Genomic DNA, 17385 nt, shown 5'->3' with positions numbered 1-17385 from the left:
CATTTATTTATTACTCGCCTTTACCAGCAGTTTCAACCGCTTTAACGGCCTCATCAAGTCCTGTTCCAGAACTTAAGTATTTGTGTGCATTTACTTGAATTGTATCCGATACCTTTGAATATTCAGGAGAAACTGGACGGGCGATAGTAGTTGTAAGCGCCTTTTGGAAACCTGGGTAGGTTAGCATCTCATTTTTAGATTTTACATCAGCATTGTCTAACAGAGTATTAAAGCCAGGTAAGTATCCGCCTTCTGTGGACATGATTTTTTGTCCTTCTTCGCCAGCGGCAAATTTAACAAATTCCCATGCTCCATCCACATGCTTGGAGTTTTTATTGAGGCTTAGAAGCCATCCGCCTACAGAACCTCCATTTGGAAGTGGAGCGATGCCCACCTGGTCAGTTTTAATTGTAACTCCATCTTCTTGTCCTTTGATGCGGCCAATGCATATGGCCAGTTACGTGCAAAAACAGCATTGCCTTGCTCGAAGTTTGTATGAGTTTCCGCTTCTGTGAAATTCAGGATATCCTTCGGGCTAAACGGAGCTTTTGTGAATTTGTACATGGTTTCAAGTCCGCCTTTAACATCCTGGTAGGATTTAGAGAACTCGGTAACGTTAACTGTAAGACCTTCATATTGTTTTGACTGGTACACAAAACCGTATTTAGTGTTATTCTTACCGGTGTATTTTTGAGCCATTGCATAAAGATCATCGTAAGTATATTGGCCGCCTTCAAGTTTGGCAGCATCTTCTGGGCTTACGATATCCTTACGGAAGTATAGAAGACCTAAGTCAGGAAAGAAAGGAAGTGTGTATTGTTTACCTTTGTAATTACCTGAAGCCATTGAACCGGCATTGAAATCTGCTTTATTATATTTCGCTTCATTCATTTTTACGTCGATTGGTTCAAGGTATCCTGCTCCGGCAAACTCACCAGCCCAAACAACGTCCAAAGATAAAACGTCATATTCACTTGAACCGCTGGATAAAGAGTTTAATAGCTGATCATGCATTTGTGCTGAATCATTTGTCATCTGTGTCCATTCAACTTTATATTTATCTTGTTTAGAGTTGAAAGCGTCGATTAGTTTCTGTGTTGCAGGTGTGTTATCATTTTGGGCAGCGAATTTTAAAACCACCTGTTTATCGCTTGATCCTCCACTGCTAGCCGGCTTTGCTTTCTCTTTGCCAGTGTCGGAACTGCAGCCAGCTAAAGCGATGCTAGCGGTGAGTGAAAACGCTAACATTTTTGAAAACCATTTTATCTTTTTCATTTATTGAATGGCCCCCTTTATATTTGATACTTGAATTTTAACTACTATAAAATTACAATTATACTAATATTTTGGTATTTTTAATAACATTTTAAGGTGAAGTGAGAAGATGAATAAAAATCGTTCGCTAAAAGATACCATTATTCAGAAGTATTTTACGGCAAGGATCGAAAACAAACGAAACTTCTATGCTCATCCGTCATATGCACTTGAACAGCAGCTAATGGATAGCATTCGCCGGGGCGACGAGGAGGAGGCAAGGGCTGTACTTGATCAAATCAATTCAACGGAAAGGGCAAAACTTGCCGAAGATCCAGTAAGGTCACTAAAAAACTCCCTCATTTGTTCTTGTACATTATTTACACGTTCTATTATTAAAGGAGGAGTCCCTCCGGAAGATGCTTTCAGTTTAAGTGATGTTTATATTCTGCAAATAGAGAAGCTGAAATCTATAATACAGATAAAAGAACTTGAATACGAAATGATCTCTTCGTTCATCGATTCTTTAAAATCAGCAAATCGCCCTTTTCATAATTACATAGTCAATAAGGCAATCAATTATATTCATGAAGGCATACTAAATGAATTAATGTTAGAGGATATTGCGGGATTTGCAGGAGTACACCCAGCATACCTTTCGAAGGTTTTTCGGGAATCTGTCGGAGTAAATATTTCGGAATATATTAACCGAAAAAGAATGGAAGAATCAAAGTATTTTTTATTGCACTCAAAATTATCTTTAAGCGATATTGCCCATCTATTTAAATATTGCAACCAAAGTTATTATACATCTCTTTTTAAAAAATACATCGGAGTCACACCCAGGCAGTTTCGCAATATTCAGTCCTCTGGCGGAATTGAAAGTGCTGAATCACAATAAAAAAAGCATTCTGGGCAAGAATGCTTTTTACATGAAATGATTCCTAACATTATTTTTGCTTGATTCTTTTTATTGGCGAGAGTGGATTTCCTGGACTCTGCCAACCTGTCCATCTGTAAGCCTTACTTTTATTCCGTGGGGATGGGAACTCGAATTGGTTAAAATATCCTTTACAATCCCACGGGTCCGTTTTCCGGTTCTTTGATCTGCTTTTAATACGATATCGACAGAAATACCCGGAGAGATGTCTTTACGGTTTTGTCCGTTCATTAGACGCCCATTTTCCTGCGCGTATTGCTAGGCTTTTTCGTTTGCTGGCTTTTCATCTTTTTGGTGGATGTATCCATACCCGAATTTCCTTTACCAGCGGAAGCCTGGTTTTTTTTATTTTCAAGCTGCTGTTTCATTGCTTCCTGCAGGCTTATTTTCTTTTTTGGAGCTTCAGATTGATTATTCTCAGTCATTTTAATTCCTCCTGAATGATTATTTTAGTTAGTCCAGTATAATCTATTTTCATGCATTTGGGAAAGCAGAATGAAAGTGGCGAATGTGCAGAAACTCAGTTTCGCTCCTTTAAGTCAAATAATTTATAAACATCGTTGCAATCCCAAAGTAAGTGATAAGTGAAAAAATATCATTTAACGTCGTAATGAGCGGGCATGCAACGGCAGGATCAATTTTTAATTTATATAATAGCAAGGGAATGGTCGTGCCAGCCAGCGTTCCAATAATCAGTGTGAGGAAAAGGGAACAGCCGACAACAGCCCCAAGTACAAGGCTGCCTTGCCAAATATAGGCGATGATGGAGATCAGGATGCCGCATGTTATTCCAATTATAAGGCCTACTCCAAGCTCACGTACAATTAAACGGACAACAATCTTTTTCTCGATATCATGGGAAATCAGCCCCCTTACGACAACTGCTAGCGATTGAGTGCCGGTGTTGCCTGTCATCCCGGCAATCATCGGCATAAAAAAGGCGAGAGCGACCACCTTATGTAAAGTGGTTTCATAGCCGCTGATAATCTTTCCTGACACAAGTCCGATGAACAGAAGGAGGATCAGCCAGGGAAGCCTGCGCCAAGCAGCTACAATAGCCTTTGTATCGAAATCGATTGATTTACCTGAGGCGGATAATTTTTCAATATCCTCGTTTGCTTCCTGAATGACGACGTCAATGATGTCATCGACCGTAACAATCCCGACAAGAACGTGTTGCTCATCTACTACTGGAATCGCTAAGAAGTCGTATCTCTCCGTCATTCTCGCAACCTCTTCTTGGTCTGTTGCAGCAGTTACGGCTATAACCCTCTCGTACATGATATTTTGAATAATATCATCCGGTTCAGCCAAAAGAAGGTCTCGGTAGGAAACAACACCGACCAGCTTGCGGCTGGCATCGATGACATAAAGATAATTAAGCGTTTCCGCGATTTTGGCGAAGGTTTTCATCTTCTCAACCGCTTCCTTGACCGTGTAATTATTGCGTATCCAGACAAAGCGGTTAGTCATCATTCTCCCGGCTGATTCGGGAGGATAGTTCATCATATCCTGAACGATTTTTGATTCTTCGCTTTTCATTCCAGATAAGTATGAATCCATCTTCTCAGGGGATAATTCATCAAGAAAGCTGGCTAAATCATCATTATCCATCAGGTCGAGTACCTTTGCTGATTTTTCGATGCCCAGCTTATTCAAAACTTCAAGCTGTTCTTCTTTATCTAACTCCTCCATTAAATCGGCGAGAAGGTTCATGTTTAAAAACAAAAGAAATCTTGTTTGATGTTTTTCAGGCAGATTCTCATAAATTTTTGCTATGTCATAGGGCTGCAGTTCATCGAGAATCGCTTCAAAATCTTTTTTCTTATTTTCTTTTAAGGTTTTAATGACATAAAGGGTGATTTGATCTTCAGTCATATTCTTTACCATGCTCTCACGCTCCTTTCTGCGGTGCGTTACAAATAATCATGATTCATTATATGAAAATAATGAAGAATTTGAAATGCCAAAGGGCAAACTAAGTACAAAAGAAATTTGTTTATGCCAGGAAATCTCAGGACTAGGTATATTATTCCACAAAGAATGTCATTTCAAAACGCAATCGATGGTAACAAACGGCAAGATGAGAAATGAAAATGTAAAAGAATTGAAATAAGATATTTTGTTGTTTATTTGGTAAAATGGTAAAGGACTTGCTTTTCGGGAAAAAATATTTTTATATTGAAGCTACAAGTCTTCAGGGAGTATGATTTTACAGGACCAAAGGCGCTTGCGCTTTTCTTTTTGACTGGAGGAGTTTTGTTTTGAAAAAGCACAATCAAGATATTCGGGACCTCATCTATGTTCATTTAAATCAACCAGAGCAATATGTTATCTCTTATGGCATAGAATTTGAGGAATTTGCCGATGCTTTTTCGGGTTCAATGAATCATTTGCTCTTATTGAAGCATCGTTTTGACGAAGGTGAATTCAATAGGCATACGCTGCACGAATTTGTCCCCAGAGAGAAAATAGCCAAGCTTGCAAAGGATGGCGTATACGGATACGGGAACTTTTGCTGGATTGATTTTGTCGAGGAAGAGGACTTAAATGAGCTAACCGGGCAGGAAATTGCTGAGCTGCTATACTTGGGACATTTAAAGCAGCACTTGAAATTGCCTTTTTATAATAAACTAGGAAACAGGTTTGTTTACCTCGCGCATGATGATGGCTGGTTTAATAAAACCTACTATCGGAGCTTTAAGGATCTGTTCACACTTCTCAGCATTGTAATCGCGGGGAAATTGGGCCATTTAAAGCTTGAGAAAACCCTTCTAGGCATAAAAAAGAAACGAACCTATCCTGAAGTAAGCAAGGAGATTCTTCTTTCATTAACTCCTTTTCTGAAAGAGGCCTTTGCATTTCGATAAAGGATGCCCAGCATCAAAGGGGCAGGGTGGAGATTCCTGCGTGGGTGATTGGAGATTTTGCCGATATGGATGATGTTTATGATGAATATCTGCAAATTGCCGATACACCGTGCCATGCAAAAATCGTTTTTGATAAAAAAACGAAGGAATGGAAGCTGTTTGTGGTATAGAATGAAAATCTCTCCGAAGTGGAAGGAGAGATTTTTTCGTTCATTAGGAAATTCTAATAACAATTAATAGCATTGTACTGGTGGCTGCGTGCACTAGCTTGGTAAGGCAGCCTGAGGAGTGATGAAAATGGCATGGATGTATTTATTCATTGCGGGTTTAAGTGAGATAGGGTGGGCGTTTGGGCTTAAACATTCGAACGGTTTTACAGAGCCGCTTCCAAGCGCGGTGACGGTGATATTGATCATATTCAGCTTTATTCTTTTTGCCAAAGCAATGAAGACTATTCCTATTGGTACGGCATATGCCGTATTTACCGGAATAGGGGCAGCGGGAACGGTGGCCGTGGAAATGATTATTTTCCATCATGTAGACGGCACGAAGCTTTTTTTCTGGGAATGCTTATTGCTGGAATTATCGGCCTCAAACTCACCACTGGGGATGAAACTGACATGGTGAAGGAGAAGTTATGATGGCTTGGGTTTTCTTAGTACTTGCAGGTTTCGGAGAAATAGGATTTGTGATCTTTACTAAAATGTCAGAAGGGTTCAAACGGCATCAATTTACAGCACTCTCAATGGCAGCGGGCTTTTTTAGTTTGTTTTTTTTATCCAGGGCCCTGATGACCATTTCCATCGGTACGGGCTATGCCATTTGGACGGGGATTGGTGCAGCAGGAAGTGTTATATTGGGAATGCTCTTCTTCGGTGAATCAAGAAACAAAAAGCGAATTCTATTTATTGCCATGATTATTTTTAGCGTGATTGGATTAAAATTAATTGCTTCTGAATGAGATCTAAAGTTTTTAGGCAAGCACGATGTTTCATAAAATAGAAAATAGGAAAAAGTATGCTGGAGAAAATCCACCTTTTTGTTTCAGAAGTTCATTCATAAAGTGTTAAAATAAAAGAAAAGCGATAGCACCTTCAGAACACCCCAAAGTTGGCTTGTTCCTGCGAAGCTTAATTTAGTGAACCGGATTAGCGCAAATTCATCCGGGGTTACATACAATGTTTTATATTTTTTAGATTTTGAAATTTGGAGGTTTACTATGAAAACAAAGTTAGGTTTATTATACGGAGGAAAATCCGCGGAACATAAAGTTTCATTACAAACTGCCCTTGCAGTCATCAAGGCGCTGGACCTTGAAAAATTTGAAATTCATCCAATATACATAACAGTTGAGGGCCAATGGATTAAGGGACCGCAGCTCAGCGGCCCTGTTGAAAATGTTAAAGCTCTCGAATTCACACAAGAAGGAAATCAAGCTGCCGGAGCTCTTGCCCCTGCATTATTTAACCCAAGCCACAACGAAGGCGGAGCACTTGATGTCATCTTCCCGCTTTTGCATGGCCCAAATGGAGAAGACGGAACGGTTCAGGGATTGTTAGAATTGCTTAATCTCCCATACGTTGGTAATGGCGTACTTGCATCTGCAGCCGGTATGGATAAGGTAATGATGAAAAATGTATTTGCTCAGGCTGGTTTGGCACAGGTCAATTACGTTGCTTTTATCAAGAGCGAATGGGAGTCAGCCAAGGATAAGGCATATGAAAACGTTGAAGCATCACTTGGTTATCCTTGCTTTGTAAAACCGGCGAACCTTGGATCAAGTGTCGGGATCAGTAAATGCTCATCCCGTGCAGAACTGGAAGTGGCTTTTAGTGAAGCCTTCCAATTTGACCGGAAAATTATCATCGAAGAAGGCGTAGTGGCAAGGGAAATTGAAGTGGGCGTACTTGGAAATGATAATCCGGAATGCTCTGTTGCCGGTGAAATTGTGCCTAAGAAAGACTTTTATGATTATAAAGCCAAGTATGAGGATGGAGAGACTGCATTGATCATCCCTGCGGAAGTTGAGGCCGGAGAATATGATCAAATCAAAGAAATGGCGATTAAGGCCTTTAAGGCGCTTGATTGCGCAGGCTTGTGCGCGCTGACTTCTTTTTAACCAAAGAAGGAAAGGTTTTAATTAATGAAGTAAATACAATGCCTGGGTTTACGCCGTTCAGTATGTTCCCATTATTATGGAAGCATACTGGAGTTGAGTACCCGCAACTAATTGAGCGACTTGTCAGCCTTGCCCAGGAAAGGCATGCAGAGAAGCAAAATATTAAATATACCTTTTAATTAAGGCTCTTTTCTTAACCTTTGCTGCTAGCAAAACATATAAAGGGCCGCAATCGGCTGAAATCAAACGGAGACACGGCTGAACGGCCGTGTCCGTTCATTTTGAAAGGAAATGGAGGTCAATAGATGATCAAGCGTTCTTTAAGGCAGGTATCGGACATGGTATCTGCCCTCAATGATGTAAATTCCTTTGCGGATACAATAATAAAAGGTGTTTCAATTGATTCACGAAAAATCGCAGAAGGAAACTTGTTTATTCCTTTTAAGGGCGAGAATGCGGATGGGCATAAATACGTAGAAGATTCCTTAAAAAAAGGTGCAGCTGCGGCACTCTGGCAAAAGGATGTGCCAAATCCACCGCTTCACCTGCCTATTCTCATTGTTGAGGATTGTTTAAAAGCACTCCAGGAACTAGCTAGAAAATACCGCGAGGAGCTGCCAGTAAAGGTGGTCGGTATCACGGGGAGCAATGGAAAAACAACTACGAAAGATATGACATACGGCCTTCTTTCACAGCAGTTTGAGGTGAAGAAGACAGAAGGGAATTATAATAACCATATCGGCTTGCCGTTGACAGTTCTGAAACTCGAGGAAGAAACTCAGGTAGCTGTTCTGGAGATGGGAATGAGCGGACGTGGTGAAATTGAATTTCTGACAACGTTAGCAAGGCCGGATGCTGTCGTCATAACAAATATCGGGGAGTCACATTTGCTTGACCTTGGTTCTCGGGAAGGGATCGCAGAAGCAAAGCTTGAAATCCTAAAGGGCTTAAAGGATGGCGGTCTTGCTGTCCTGCATGGAGACGAGCCATTATTAATGGAAAGAATTGAAAAGTTAAAAACGAATATCCGGATTCAGACGTTTGGCAGAAGCGAAACAAATGACATTTATCCCACTGAGATAGAACAGGCCAAAACGGCAACCATTTTAGAATTAACCTGTCAAAAGAGCGTTTTTATCTGCCCGTACTGGGTACGCATAATATATTAAATGCTTTAGCAGCAATGCTGATTGCTAATGAATTTTCTATTCCCTTTGATAAGATGAATAAGGGCCTTGAAAACATAAAGCTAACCAATATGCGGATGGAGCTGGTAGAGGGAAGCAACGGTGAAAAAATTATCAACGATGCCTATAATGCCAGCCCGACCTCAATGATTGCTGCAATTGAATTGGTTTCCAATTTAACCGGATATGATAAAAAAATTCTTGTACTTGGTGACATGCTTGAGCTCGGCGGAGGAAGAAGACTATCATCTCAATATAGGCAAAATGCTTGACCAGAGTAAAATTAGTCTTGCCTTTACCTTTGGCAATTTGGGCGCTCATATCGCTAAAGGGGCGCGCCAGTCTCTAGGGGATGAAAGAGTCTTCGCGTATACCGACAAATCGGAACTAATTAAAGAACTTCATAAGCATACGGATGAGAAGACGCTTATATTGGTAAAAGCATCCCGCGGCATGAAGCTGGAAGAAATTGTGGGCTCTTTACAACGAAAAGTTTAATTTCAAGGAGCAAAAACCATTGTGCAAAATCATGATGCCTATGATTAAAAAGTCGAAGTCCGGGTATAAAACAGCAGTAAGTATTCCCTTTTTTCTGGCGGGTGATCAAACATGATTGGCTGCTTATGCATCCATGGGTTTACTGGCGCTCCTTATGAGGTGGAACCGCTGGTAGAGTATCTAAAGGAACAAACTGATTGGTTATTCAGCGTGCCTACACTGCCCGGGCATGGTGACAACCTATCATTAAAGGGCATCAAATACCAACAATGGATAGAATATGCTGAAGAGGAACTAAAAAAATTATTGGCCAATTGCGATCAGGTATATGTGATTGGTTTCTCAATGGGTGGCTTAATTGCCAGTTACTTAGCAGCAAATTATAACATCGACAAGCTTGTCCTGCTTAGTGCAGCTGCTTATTACATTAATCCCAGGCAGCTGGTTTTAGACCTTAAAAATGTGCTGATCGATACTGTTCAGGGAAACATCGCAAAAAATGAATTATTTTTGCGTTATAAAAGAAAAATAATACAAACCCCACTAGAGGCGACTCTCCAATTTCGACGACTCGTTTTTTTTACAAGGCCTTTCTTCCAATGGTGTATGTGCCAACATTCATCGCCCAGGGAGAAAGTGATGGGATTGTACCGCCCAAAAGCGCCGAATACCTTTACCAAAACATTGGAGCAAAGGAAAAACAGATCACGTACGTCAAACATTCAAAACATCATATTTGCCACTGTGAGGAAAAAGAAGCCCTCTTTTTCCAGGTGTATAATTTTTTAAATGATATGTAATCGCGGGGTTTTACCTATCTTGAAGCGTTTACAGCCATTTGCACTTTATTGCATTAAATTTGCAATAGTGTTATGATTATCATCAACGTGTCTAAAGAACCTACAAACAAGGGCATACTCCTTTTAGGAGAATGTCTTTTTTTGATAAAATAGAGATGTTGCCCTTTTATGTTTTAGTGACGTTGAAATTCCCTACTTTATCAGCACTTAAACTTAAAATATATATGGATACAAATGAAGGAGAATGAAAACATTGACAAAGTTTGAAGAATTAGGCTAAGCCAGGCCACTTTAAAAGCTGTCCTTAAAATGGGTTTTGAGGAAGCTACACCAATACAAGCAGAAACGATTCCAATGAGCCTTGCGAATAAGGATTTAATCGGACAAGCGCAAACAGGAACTGGTAAAACTGCTGCTTTCGGAATTCCGTTAGTTGAAAAAGTGGATGTGAGCAAGGATGCCATTCAGGGTATCATTATTGCGCCAACTCGTGAACTAGCCATCCAGGTTTCCGAAGAGCTTTATAAAATTGGATCAGGAAAAAGAGTTCGTGTTCTGCCGATTTACGGAGGACAGGATATTAGCCGCCAGATTCGCTCACTTAAAAAAGCTCCACATATTATTGTCGGAACACCTGGACGTGTTCTGGACCATATTAACCGTAAAACATTAAAGCTTGATCAGGTTCACACTGCGATCCTTGACGAAGCAGATGAAATGTTGAACATGGGCTTCATAGAAGATATTGAAACCATTCTTGCAGCAATTCCTACTGAGCGCCAAACCTTGCTTTTCTCAGCAACAATGCCTGGTCCAATCCAGAGAATGGCTGAGAGATTCATGAAAGATCCTCAAATCATTCGTGTAAAAACGAAAGAAATGACGGTTCCTTTGATTGAACAGTATTACTTGGAAGTGCAAGAAAAGAATAAATTTGATGTGCTTACAAGGCTCCTTGATATTCAATCACCAGAATTGGCGATTATTTTCGGCCGTACAAAACGCCGTGTGGATGAATTGGCTGAAGCCTTAATTCAAAGGGGATATACTGCTGAAGGCATCCATGGAGATTTAAGCCAGGCGAAACGTATGTCCGTCCTTCGCAAGTTTAAAGAAGGATCAGTGGATATCCTTGTTGCAACCGATGTTGCTGCCCGCGGACTTGATATTTCCGGTGTTACACACGTGTATAACTTTGATATTCCTCAGGATCCAGAAAGCTATGTTCACCGTATCGGACGTACAGGACGTGCGGGTAAAACAGGTGTAGCTCTAATGTTCCTGACACCAAGAGAAAAAGGTTATCTTTCTGTTATTGAGCGTACTACAAAGCGCAAAATGGAGAAAATGGTTGCTCCTACACTTGATGAGGCTCTTGAAGGCCAGCAGCGTGCAGTTGTGGATAAAATTCTTCAAACAATTGAATCCAATAACCTTCATTACTATAAAGCAGCGGCTCAGGAATTGCTTGAGAATAACGATGCTTCGACAGTAGTTGCTGCAGTATTGAAAATGCTGACAAAAGAACCAGATACTTCACCGATCAAGCTGACTGAAGAACAGCCTCTTCCACAGCGCAGAGACCGTAAACAGCAGGACCGCAAAAGAAGCTATGATAGTAACAGAGGCGGAGGCGACAACCGTCGCAAGAAGGCCCCTTAAGCCAAGATCAGGTGAAAAGCGTGGCGGCGGGAAGCCATCATCATCATCATCTTCTTCAAAGCCAAGAAGCTTTAACCGATAATAAAAACCAAAGGCCAATATGGCCAAAGTGCTGAACCGAAAGAGCGTGGATATATATCCGTGCTCTTTTTTTTGGTTTCTGGAAAGTTAAAAGGGCATATTAATACAAAAGAATTTTAAGGAGGAGCCTTTATGACGATTGTCCGGCTGGGGTATGTGGCGATGAGTATGGAGCTTCAAAATTGCTCTCCGTCGCAGACGATGACATTCGCACAATTCAATCGCCTGACTAACAGGGAAGCCGCATTAAAAAAGTTAGAAAGGATTGCAATTTCTAATCTGGATAACTGCCTGCGCCTGCTAAAGCATAATCATGCAAACGATATTCATTTTTTTCGTTTAAGCTCACGGCTGATACCACTGGCCAACCATGAAGAATTAGCCGATTGGGATTTCATTAAACCTCTTCGTGAATCGTTGGCTAAAATAGGCGAATTTATAAATGCGCATCCTTCCAGAATCGATTTTCACCCAGACCATTTCGTCGTGCTGAATTCGGCCAATACCGATATTTTAAAAATGTCTTTAAAAACGCTGGCCATGCATGACGCTTTGTTAAAGGGGATGGGAATAAATACAGAACATCGCTGTGTGCTTCACGTGGGTGGCGGATATGACGATAAAGAAAAGGCACTTGAACAGTTTATCCATAATTGGGGTTTCATTCCTTCATCTATTCAAAAAATGATCATGCTGGAAAATGACGATACAACCTTTACTTTAAAGGATGTGCTGTACCTTTGTGAAAAAATTGGCATCCCGCTTGTGTTTGATTATCATCATCATCTGGCCAACCATGAAGACGAAATGTGGATGGAAGATTGGGATAGGGTAGTAAATACCTGGGCCATTCGGCCCTTCCAATCAAGATGCATATCTCAAGCCCAAGGTCTGAAAACGAATTTAGGGCACACGCCGAATTTGTAGACCCGGATTTATTCCTCGCTTTTTTAAAAGATATAAAAGGCTCCGTTCCAGAAATACATTGTATGGTTGAAGCGAAACAAAAGGATGCCGCCCTATTCCGGTTAATGGAGGATATGCGGGAGCGGACGGGCATCAAGATCCTGGATTCCTCCTCTTTTCAGCTCATATAGCTGGTGAATGTTTCCTCTGTCCATGTATACTAATGGAATGGAAGGTAAAGGAAAACGGGAGAATCGGAAAAGTGACTAACCTCGGTGAAAAGGATATCTAGCGTATTTATTCATGGTATTCTGGTTATTACTAAAGGCTGTTTTCTAAAAGAATGTTGTTTTGCGAATAGGTTTATAAAAGCACATCGTTGAAAAAATGTTGATTGGAACAGAAGGTGCGAGCTCCTCGAAAATGCTCTCGCATTTCCTTCGTGCGGTGTTAATTCTAGGAAGCTGATTCACCGTCCTGCGGGAGCAGCGGGACAGGTGAGACCCCACAGGCGCTGTGCGCCGAGGAGGCTCACCGCCCGCCCCGCGGAAAGCGAGCATCCTGGAGTGGAAATCAACTACTCCTTGTATAGCGACAAAGTATACGAAAACGGCGGTACAAAAAACGGCCTGCCCGCTAATGCGGAATCAGGCCAATTTATCTTTGTATCATAAATCCGAGGACAGCAAAAAGCAGGATGACGCCCCAAACAATGATTTTAACGGGGGATTGTCTTGAAAAAGATGATTTTCTTGATGAAGCCCATTTTGCTGCTTCCGATATAGACAGATTAAAATCCTTGCGATTAAAGTAGGACAGAGCTCCGATTATGTATCCGGATAGAAGTCCGACAAAATGGGAGGTTACGTTGATATTTGGCTGCAAGAATGTCATCAAAATGCTTATCGCGAGAAGGATAAGGATGATACGGGAGTTATCCCTGGAGATCCAGTTTTTTCGATACATAATAATGGCAATATAAAAGCCGAAAAGCCCGAAGATAGCGCCACTTGAACCAACATGCGTATAGGAAAGCGGTTCAAGGAATAAAGTGCCTAGATTTGCTGCGATTCCGCACACTAAATAGAGGGAAAAAAATTTAAAGCTTCCCAGCCATTTTTCTATTGTTGGACCGAATAAAACGATAGAGAAGCTATTGAAGAGCATATGCGTAAATCCGCTGTGCATGAAAGTAGGGGTCAAAAGGCGCCAGTATTCCCCCTCGGTAATATATAAGTTCACTCCTGAGAAGGTCTCAATAAACCAGTTGTTTGGGAAAATGGGAAGTACGGTTAATAGGTATAATAAAAGATGGATGGTAACAATGGTTGAAACTGCTGGATAATAGCGGATGAATTCCCGTAAGCTTTCCGTTCGTATAAACATCTCATACCTCCTTGAGCATTCTCTAATACAGCATAGCCGGAATTTTGAACTTGTACACTTATATGTATGCAGCTAAAAAATAGATAGAAGGAGGGGTATAAATGATTAAGGGGATAGGAACCGATATTATTGAATTATCCAGGATAGAGGAAATCATCACTAAACAGGCCAAGTTTGTTGATCGCATTTTAACATCTAATGAAAAGCTTAAATACGAAACATTAAGTGGAAAAAGGAAAGTGGAATTCCTGGCAGGGAGATTTGCGGCGAAAGGCAGCTTTTCAAAAGCAAATGGAACCGGGATTGGTAAAGAGCTTTCTTTTTTGGATATTGAAATTGAAGCAGACTTGCTTGGAAGACCCTTCTTTTCGCAGCCTAAAACACGCGCTCATTTATCAATATCACACAGTAGGGATTATGCTGTGGCACAGGTCATTATTGAGGAGGAGCCGGTGAACGGATAAATAGCAGAAGCTCCTAAAAAACATTTAAATGCTCATTTAAGCTGGAGGCTTGTTGTTAAGGATCAGATTTTCCTTTCAATTCCCCTAGCATATTCCTTTAGGTTGTCTCATATATTCATAGTGCAATAGGGGAGACAAGGCTGACTAGCCCATCGAATAGACAAAAACCCGCGCGTGAAAGGATTTTTGACCACGGCAATTGTTTTTCGAACGGCAAAAGCGCTCTTTTTCTCCTTATTTAAGCCGAAATGAGACAAAAGGGAGTTGAAAGAATGAGGAAAAAGTTGTTGCTGCTTTTTGCCGGGCTGATGGCTATTTTTGTCCTTGCAGCCTGTGGTTCTAAATCACAGGATGATGTAGTGAAAGATTTAAATGGAAAACTGGAGGATTTGACCGGCTATAAAGCAGATGCCAAAATGACACTAAAAATGGGTAAAGACCCTCAAGTGTACAATGTAGAAATCTGGCATAAGGACCCCTCTTATTACCGGGTTAATTTAAAAAATGCGAAACAGGACCAAAGCCAAATGATTTTAAGGAATGATGAAGGAGTATTCGTTCTGACGCCAGCCCTTAATAAAAGCTTCCGTTTTCAAAGTGATTCGCCGCAAAACAGCAGCCAGGCCTATCTATATGAATCCCTCATCAAAGATATTATCCAGGATAAAGATGCGAAATTTTCCTCGACAAAGGACTTTTATGTATTTGAAACAAAAACCCGCTATCAAAATAATAAAATGCTTCCGTTCCAGGAGATTAAGCTAAATAAAAGTGATTTATCACCGGCAACTGTAAAGGTAATGGATGTAGACCATAATCCGCTAGTAACAGTTGAATTTTCCAATGTTAAATTTAACGCCAACTTCGATAAAGATGATTTCGATATGAAGAAAAATATGACGAGAGCTCAGGTGGGTATGCCGGCCATGGCTGAATCCAAGGACAGTGCCTTTACTGTCAAATACCCTACGTCAAAAATTTCGGGTTCTAAGCTGATCGATGAAAAAGAAGTGAATTTGGAAGACGGAAAGCGCGTTGTGCTTACTTATGAGGGTAAGAAACCATTTACGCTCGTACAGGAAAAAATACTTGCTAAGCCAGCAGCAACATCTATGCCGACTGTTGTGAATGGAGATCCTGTTGATTTAGGATATACAATTGGGGCGATTTCCGGCCATACCATCACATGGACACAAAATGGAATCGATTATATGCTTGCGTCTAAAAAGCTGACAGAGGAAGAATTGACTACTTTGGCACGCTCTGTTCAGGGAGATGGCGTAAAATAATAACCCTACAAACAGGTTCCTAAAAGGAGCCTGTTTTTTTCTTTGGATAGATGAAATTAAAGCGAATGAATAAGGAGAAATAGTATATTATACATTTGACATATAGAGTTAGGAGTTTGATAATCGAAATGATGAAAAGAGACTCCTATCTTGAAAATGAATCGCTTTCAGGATGTGAGAAATAAAAACATCTGAAGCACAAAAGAAAATCTCCAGGATAGAGGCAGATTAGGAAGTGACATAATGGAAGAGCAGGGTTATTTCTATAGAGACACCTGGGCTGAAGTTGATTTGGATTGCATTTCTGATAATGTAATGGCCATAAAAAATTATCTGCCTGAGGAAGTGGATATCATTGCCGTTGTAAAAGCAAATGCATATGGGCATGGTGATGATCAGACCGCACAGGCTGCCCTGAAGGCCGGGGCAAAATATTTAGCGGTAGCATTTATGGATGAAGCAATCGCCTTGAGAAAGAAAGGAATAACTGCCCCAATCCTTGTACTGGGAGCCACCCGTCCGCAGGATGCGATGGTAGCGGCTGAAAATCAAATTACACTTACCATATTTCAATCCGACTGGCTGAACGAAGCGAAAGCTCATCTGGGCCAGGACCAAAAGCTTTTGCTTCATGTCAAGCTTGATACAGGCATGGGAAGAATCGGAATTCGAAATAAAGAAGAGCTTAAGCAAGTCGTTCAGATATTAAAGAGCGAAGACATTTTCGTTTTGGAAGGAATTTTTACCCACTTTGCAACAGCTGATGAACTTGAGCTTTCATATTTCCAACGGCAATTGGATACATTTATAGAGATGCTCAATGTATTGGAGAAGCGGCCGCGATACGTACATTGCAGCAACAGTGCGGCAGCCCTCCGTTTTCCTGATGCCCTCTTTAATGCTGTCCGAATCGGTATTGCCATGTATGGGCTGACACCATCACGTGAAATGGAACCAGAAATTCCGGTTCCATTAAAAGAGGCATTTATGCTGAAATCGCGCCTTGTTCATGTGAAAAAGCTTCAAAAGGGTGAAAAGGTCAGCTATGGAGCGACCTATGAAGCGCAGGAAGAGGAATGGATCGGCACACTGCCAATTGGCTACGCAGATGGATGGATAAGAAAATTACAGGGACAGGAAGTACTGGTGGAGGGGAAACGAGTACCGATTGTCGGAAGGATCTGCATGGACCAGTGTATGATTAGGCTTCCTGGAAATGTACCCGTTGGAACAACTGTTACATTAATTGGCGCACAGAACGGCAAGTTCATCTCTGTGAATGAAATTGCCGAAAAGCTGGATACGATTAATTATGAGATTACCTGCATGATCGCAAGCAGAGTTCCCCGGCTTTATAAACAAGACGGTAGGATTGTTAATTTGAAAAATTACCTTATTCAAAATGAATGGGAGTAGGAATGAAAGGAATTTTTTATGAATAAGAGAATATCTGTGTATAAAAGAATATTTTTTTAGCTGATAATACAGAAGAATTGCTGAAGGGTCTTTGCAATAGGCGTGAATAGTGTTATTATTAAAAATGGTAAACAATAAATATAAACATAGCTTATAAAAACCCGTACGAATGCTAATTAGCAGGTTAGTCGGGACAAAATGGTGTGTAGTGATGGTGGAGGTGTATGTTTGTGTCAGAGTCCGGCGCAACAACGGAAATCTTAGTGAAATTACCGCAACATCTTTTAACCGAATTAGATGGTTTTGTTAAACAAGAAAATGTTAATCGCAGTGAATTTATTTACCAGGCAACAAAAATGTACCTGCGTGAACGTAAAAAGAGACAAATTCGCGAGGCTATGAGACGCGGATATATGGAAATGTCGAAGATTAATTTAACGATTGCATCTGAAGCATTCCTGGCAGAATATGAGGCAGAACAAAATGTTGAACGTCTAGTTAGCGGAGGATAAT

14 protein-coding genes and 6 pseudogenes are annotated in these 17385 nt (G+C 40.8%); 15 read left to right on the top strand and 5 right to left on the bottom strand.

Translation table 11 applies throughout. The features are described 5' to 3' along the window. Positions 1-10: 10 nt before the first annotated feature. Positions 11-1275: pseudogene (locus RCG23_RS10570) on the bottom strand (extracellular solute-binding protein). A 109-nt stretch (positions 1276-1384) separates the two neighbouring features. Between RCG23_RS10570 and RCG23_RS10565 the strand changes: the two are divergent. Next, positions 1385-2155, top strand: a complete 771-nt coding sequence (locus RCG23_RS10565) for an AraC family transcriptional regulator (RefSeq protein WP_308179661.1) — start codon at positions 1385-1387, stop codon at positions 2153-2155. Positions 2156-2224: 69 nt separating this feature from the next. On the opposite strand, the gene RCG23_RS10560 is transcribed toward RCG23_RS10565, so the two are convergent. The 3 genes from RCG23_RS10560 to mgtE all read right to left on the bottom strand — a co-directional run bounded on the left by RCG23_RS10560 (position 2225) and on the right by mgtE (position 4084). Continuing rightward, entirely contained in the window at positions 2225-2425 is a 201-nt protein-coding gene (locus RCG23_RS10560) for a YwbE family protein (RefSeq protein WP_308179660.1), read from the bottom strand. Beyond that, on the bottom strand, positions 2425-2619 hold the full coding sequence (locus RCG23_RS10555) for a hypothetical protein (protein WP_308179659.1): 195 nt from the start codon (positions 2617-2619) through the stop codon (positions 2425-2427). The genes RCG23_RS10560 and RCG23_RS10555 overlap by 1 nt, the downstream gene beginning before the upstream one ends. Before the next feature lie 109 nt (positions 2620-2728). Continuing rightward, positions 2729-4084 (bottom strand): magnesium transporter, encoded by a 1356-nt coding sequence (gene mgtE, locus RCG23_RS10550; RefSeq protein WP_308179658.1) that lies wholly within the window; start codon positions 4082-4084, stop codon positions 2729-2731. Between the two features lie 374 nt (positions 4085-4458). On the opposite strand from mgtE, the gene RCG23_RS10545 reads away from it, so the two are divergent. From RCG23_RS10545 to uvsE, 10 genes and pseudogenes are all read left to right on the top strand, one after another. Further along, positions 4459-5064 (top strand): hypothetical protein, encoded by a 606-nt coding sequence (locus tag RCG23_RS10545; RefSeq protein ID WP_308179657.1) that lies wholly within the window; start codon positions 4459-4461, stop codon positions 5062-5064. Between the two features lie 26 nt (positions 5065-5090). Then, positions 5091-5234 carry a hypothetical protein gene (locus tag RCG23_RS10540; protein ID WP_308179656.1) on the top strand — a complete coding sequence of 48 codons (144 nt, stop codon included), beginning with the start codon at positions 5091-5093 and terminating at the stop codon, positions 5232-5234. Positions 5235-5361: 127 nt separating this feature from the next. Continuing rightward, positions 5362-5691 (top strand): DMT family transporter, encoded by a 330-nt coding sequence (locus RCG23_RS10535; protein WP_308179655.1) that lies wholly within the window; start codon positions 5362-5364, stop codon positions 5689-5691. A 10-nt stretch (positions 5692-5701) separates the two neighbouring features. Next, the gene (locus RCG23_RS10530; RefSeq protein WP_308179654.1) at positions 5702-6025 is read left to right on the top strand and encodes a DMT family transporter; all 324 of its coding nucleotides are present in this window, start codon (positions 5702-5704) and stop codon (positions 6023-6025) included. A 258-nt stretch (positions 6026-6283) separates the two neighbouring features. Beyond that, positions 6284-7362, top strand: a pseudogene (locus RCG23_RS10525) (D-alanine--D-alanine ligase). A gap of 126 nt (positions 7363-7488) precedes the next feature. Beyond that, a pseudogene (gene murF / locus RCG23_RS10520) lies at positions 7489-8868 on the top strand (UDP-N-acetylmuramoyl-tripeptide--D-alanyl-D-alanine ligase). 111 nt (positions 8869-8979) lie between these two features. After that, a pseudogene (locus tag RCG23_RS25960) lies at positions 8980-9273 on the top strand (alpha/beta hydrolase); the annotation flags it as partial. 194 nt (positions 9274-9467) lie between these two features. Continuing rightward, a complete protein-coding gene (locus RCG23_RS25955; RefSeq protein WP_374049823.1) occupies positions 9468-9668 on the top strand; it encodes an alpha/beta hydrolase in 201 nt (66 codons plus the stop codon). Between the two features lie 253 nt (positions 9669-9921). Next, positions 9922-11412: pseudogene (locus RCG23_RS10510) on the top strand (DEAD/DEAH box helicase). 131 nt (positions 11413-11543) lie between these two features. Next, positions 11544-12508: pseudogene (gene uvsE / locus RCG23_RS10505) on the top strand (UV DNA damage repair endonuclease UvsE). Between the two features lie 466 nt (positions 12509-12974). On the opposite strand, the gene RCG23_RS10500 reads toward uvsE, so the two are convergent. Continuing rightward, a complete protein-coding gene (locus tag RCG23_RS10500; RefSeq protein ID WP_308179651.1) occupies positions 12975-13703 on the bottom strand; it encodes a rhomboid family intramembrane serine protease in 729 nt (242 codons plus the stop codon). Between the two features lie 101 nt (positions 13704-13804). On the opposite strand from RCG23_RS10500, the gene acpS reads away from it, so the two are divergent. The 4 genes from acpS to RCG23_RS10480 all read left to right on the top strand — a co-directional run bounded on the left by acpS (position 13805) and on the right by RCG23_RS10480 (position 17384). Beyond that, on the top strand, positions 13805-14167 hold the full coding sequence (gene acpS / locus RCG23_RS10495) for a holo-ACP synthase (RefSeq protein WP_308179650.1): 363 nt from the start codon (positions 13805-13807) through the stop codon (positions 14165-14167). 272 nt (positions 14168-14439) lie between these two features. Then, positions 14440-15456 carry a LolA family protein gene (locus tag RCG23_RS10490; RefSeq protein WP_308179649.1) on the top strand — a complete coding sequence of 339 codons (1017 nt, stop codon included), beginning with the start codon at positions 14440-14442 and terminating at the stop codon, positions 15454-15456. A gap of 243 nt (positions 15457-15699) precedes the next feature. Next, on the top strand, positions 15700-16872 hold the full coding sequence (gene alr / locus RCG23_RS10485) for an alanine racemase (RefSeq protein WP_308179648.1): 1173 nt from the start codon (positions 15700-15702) through the stop codon (positions 16870-16872). A 230-nt stretch (positions 16873-17102) separates the two neighbouring features. Further along, positions 17103-17384 (top strand): CopG family ribbon-helix-helix protein, encoded by a 282-nt coding sequence (locus tag RCG23_RS10480; protein WP_308179647.1) that lies wholly within the window; start codon positions 17103-17105, stop codon positions 17382-17384. The last annotated feature ends 1 nt before the right edge of the window (position 17385 follow it).

Origin of the sequence: Neobacillus sp. PS3-34 (assembly GCF_030915465.1) — a bacterium.
In the GTDB taxonomy this organism is placed as follows: Bacteria; Bacillota; Bacilli; order Bacillales; family Cytobacillaceae; genus Neobacillus_A.
Note: the sequence above shows the minus strand (reverse complement) of the source record. Positions and strands in the feature narration are given on the sequence as shown.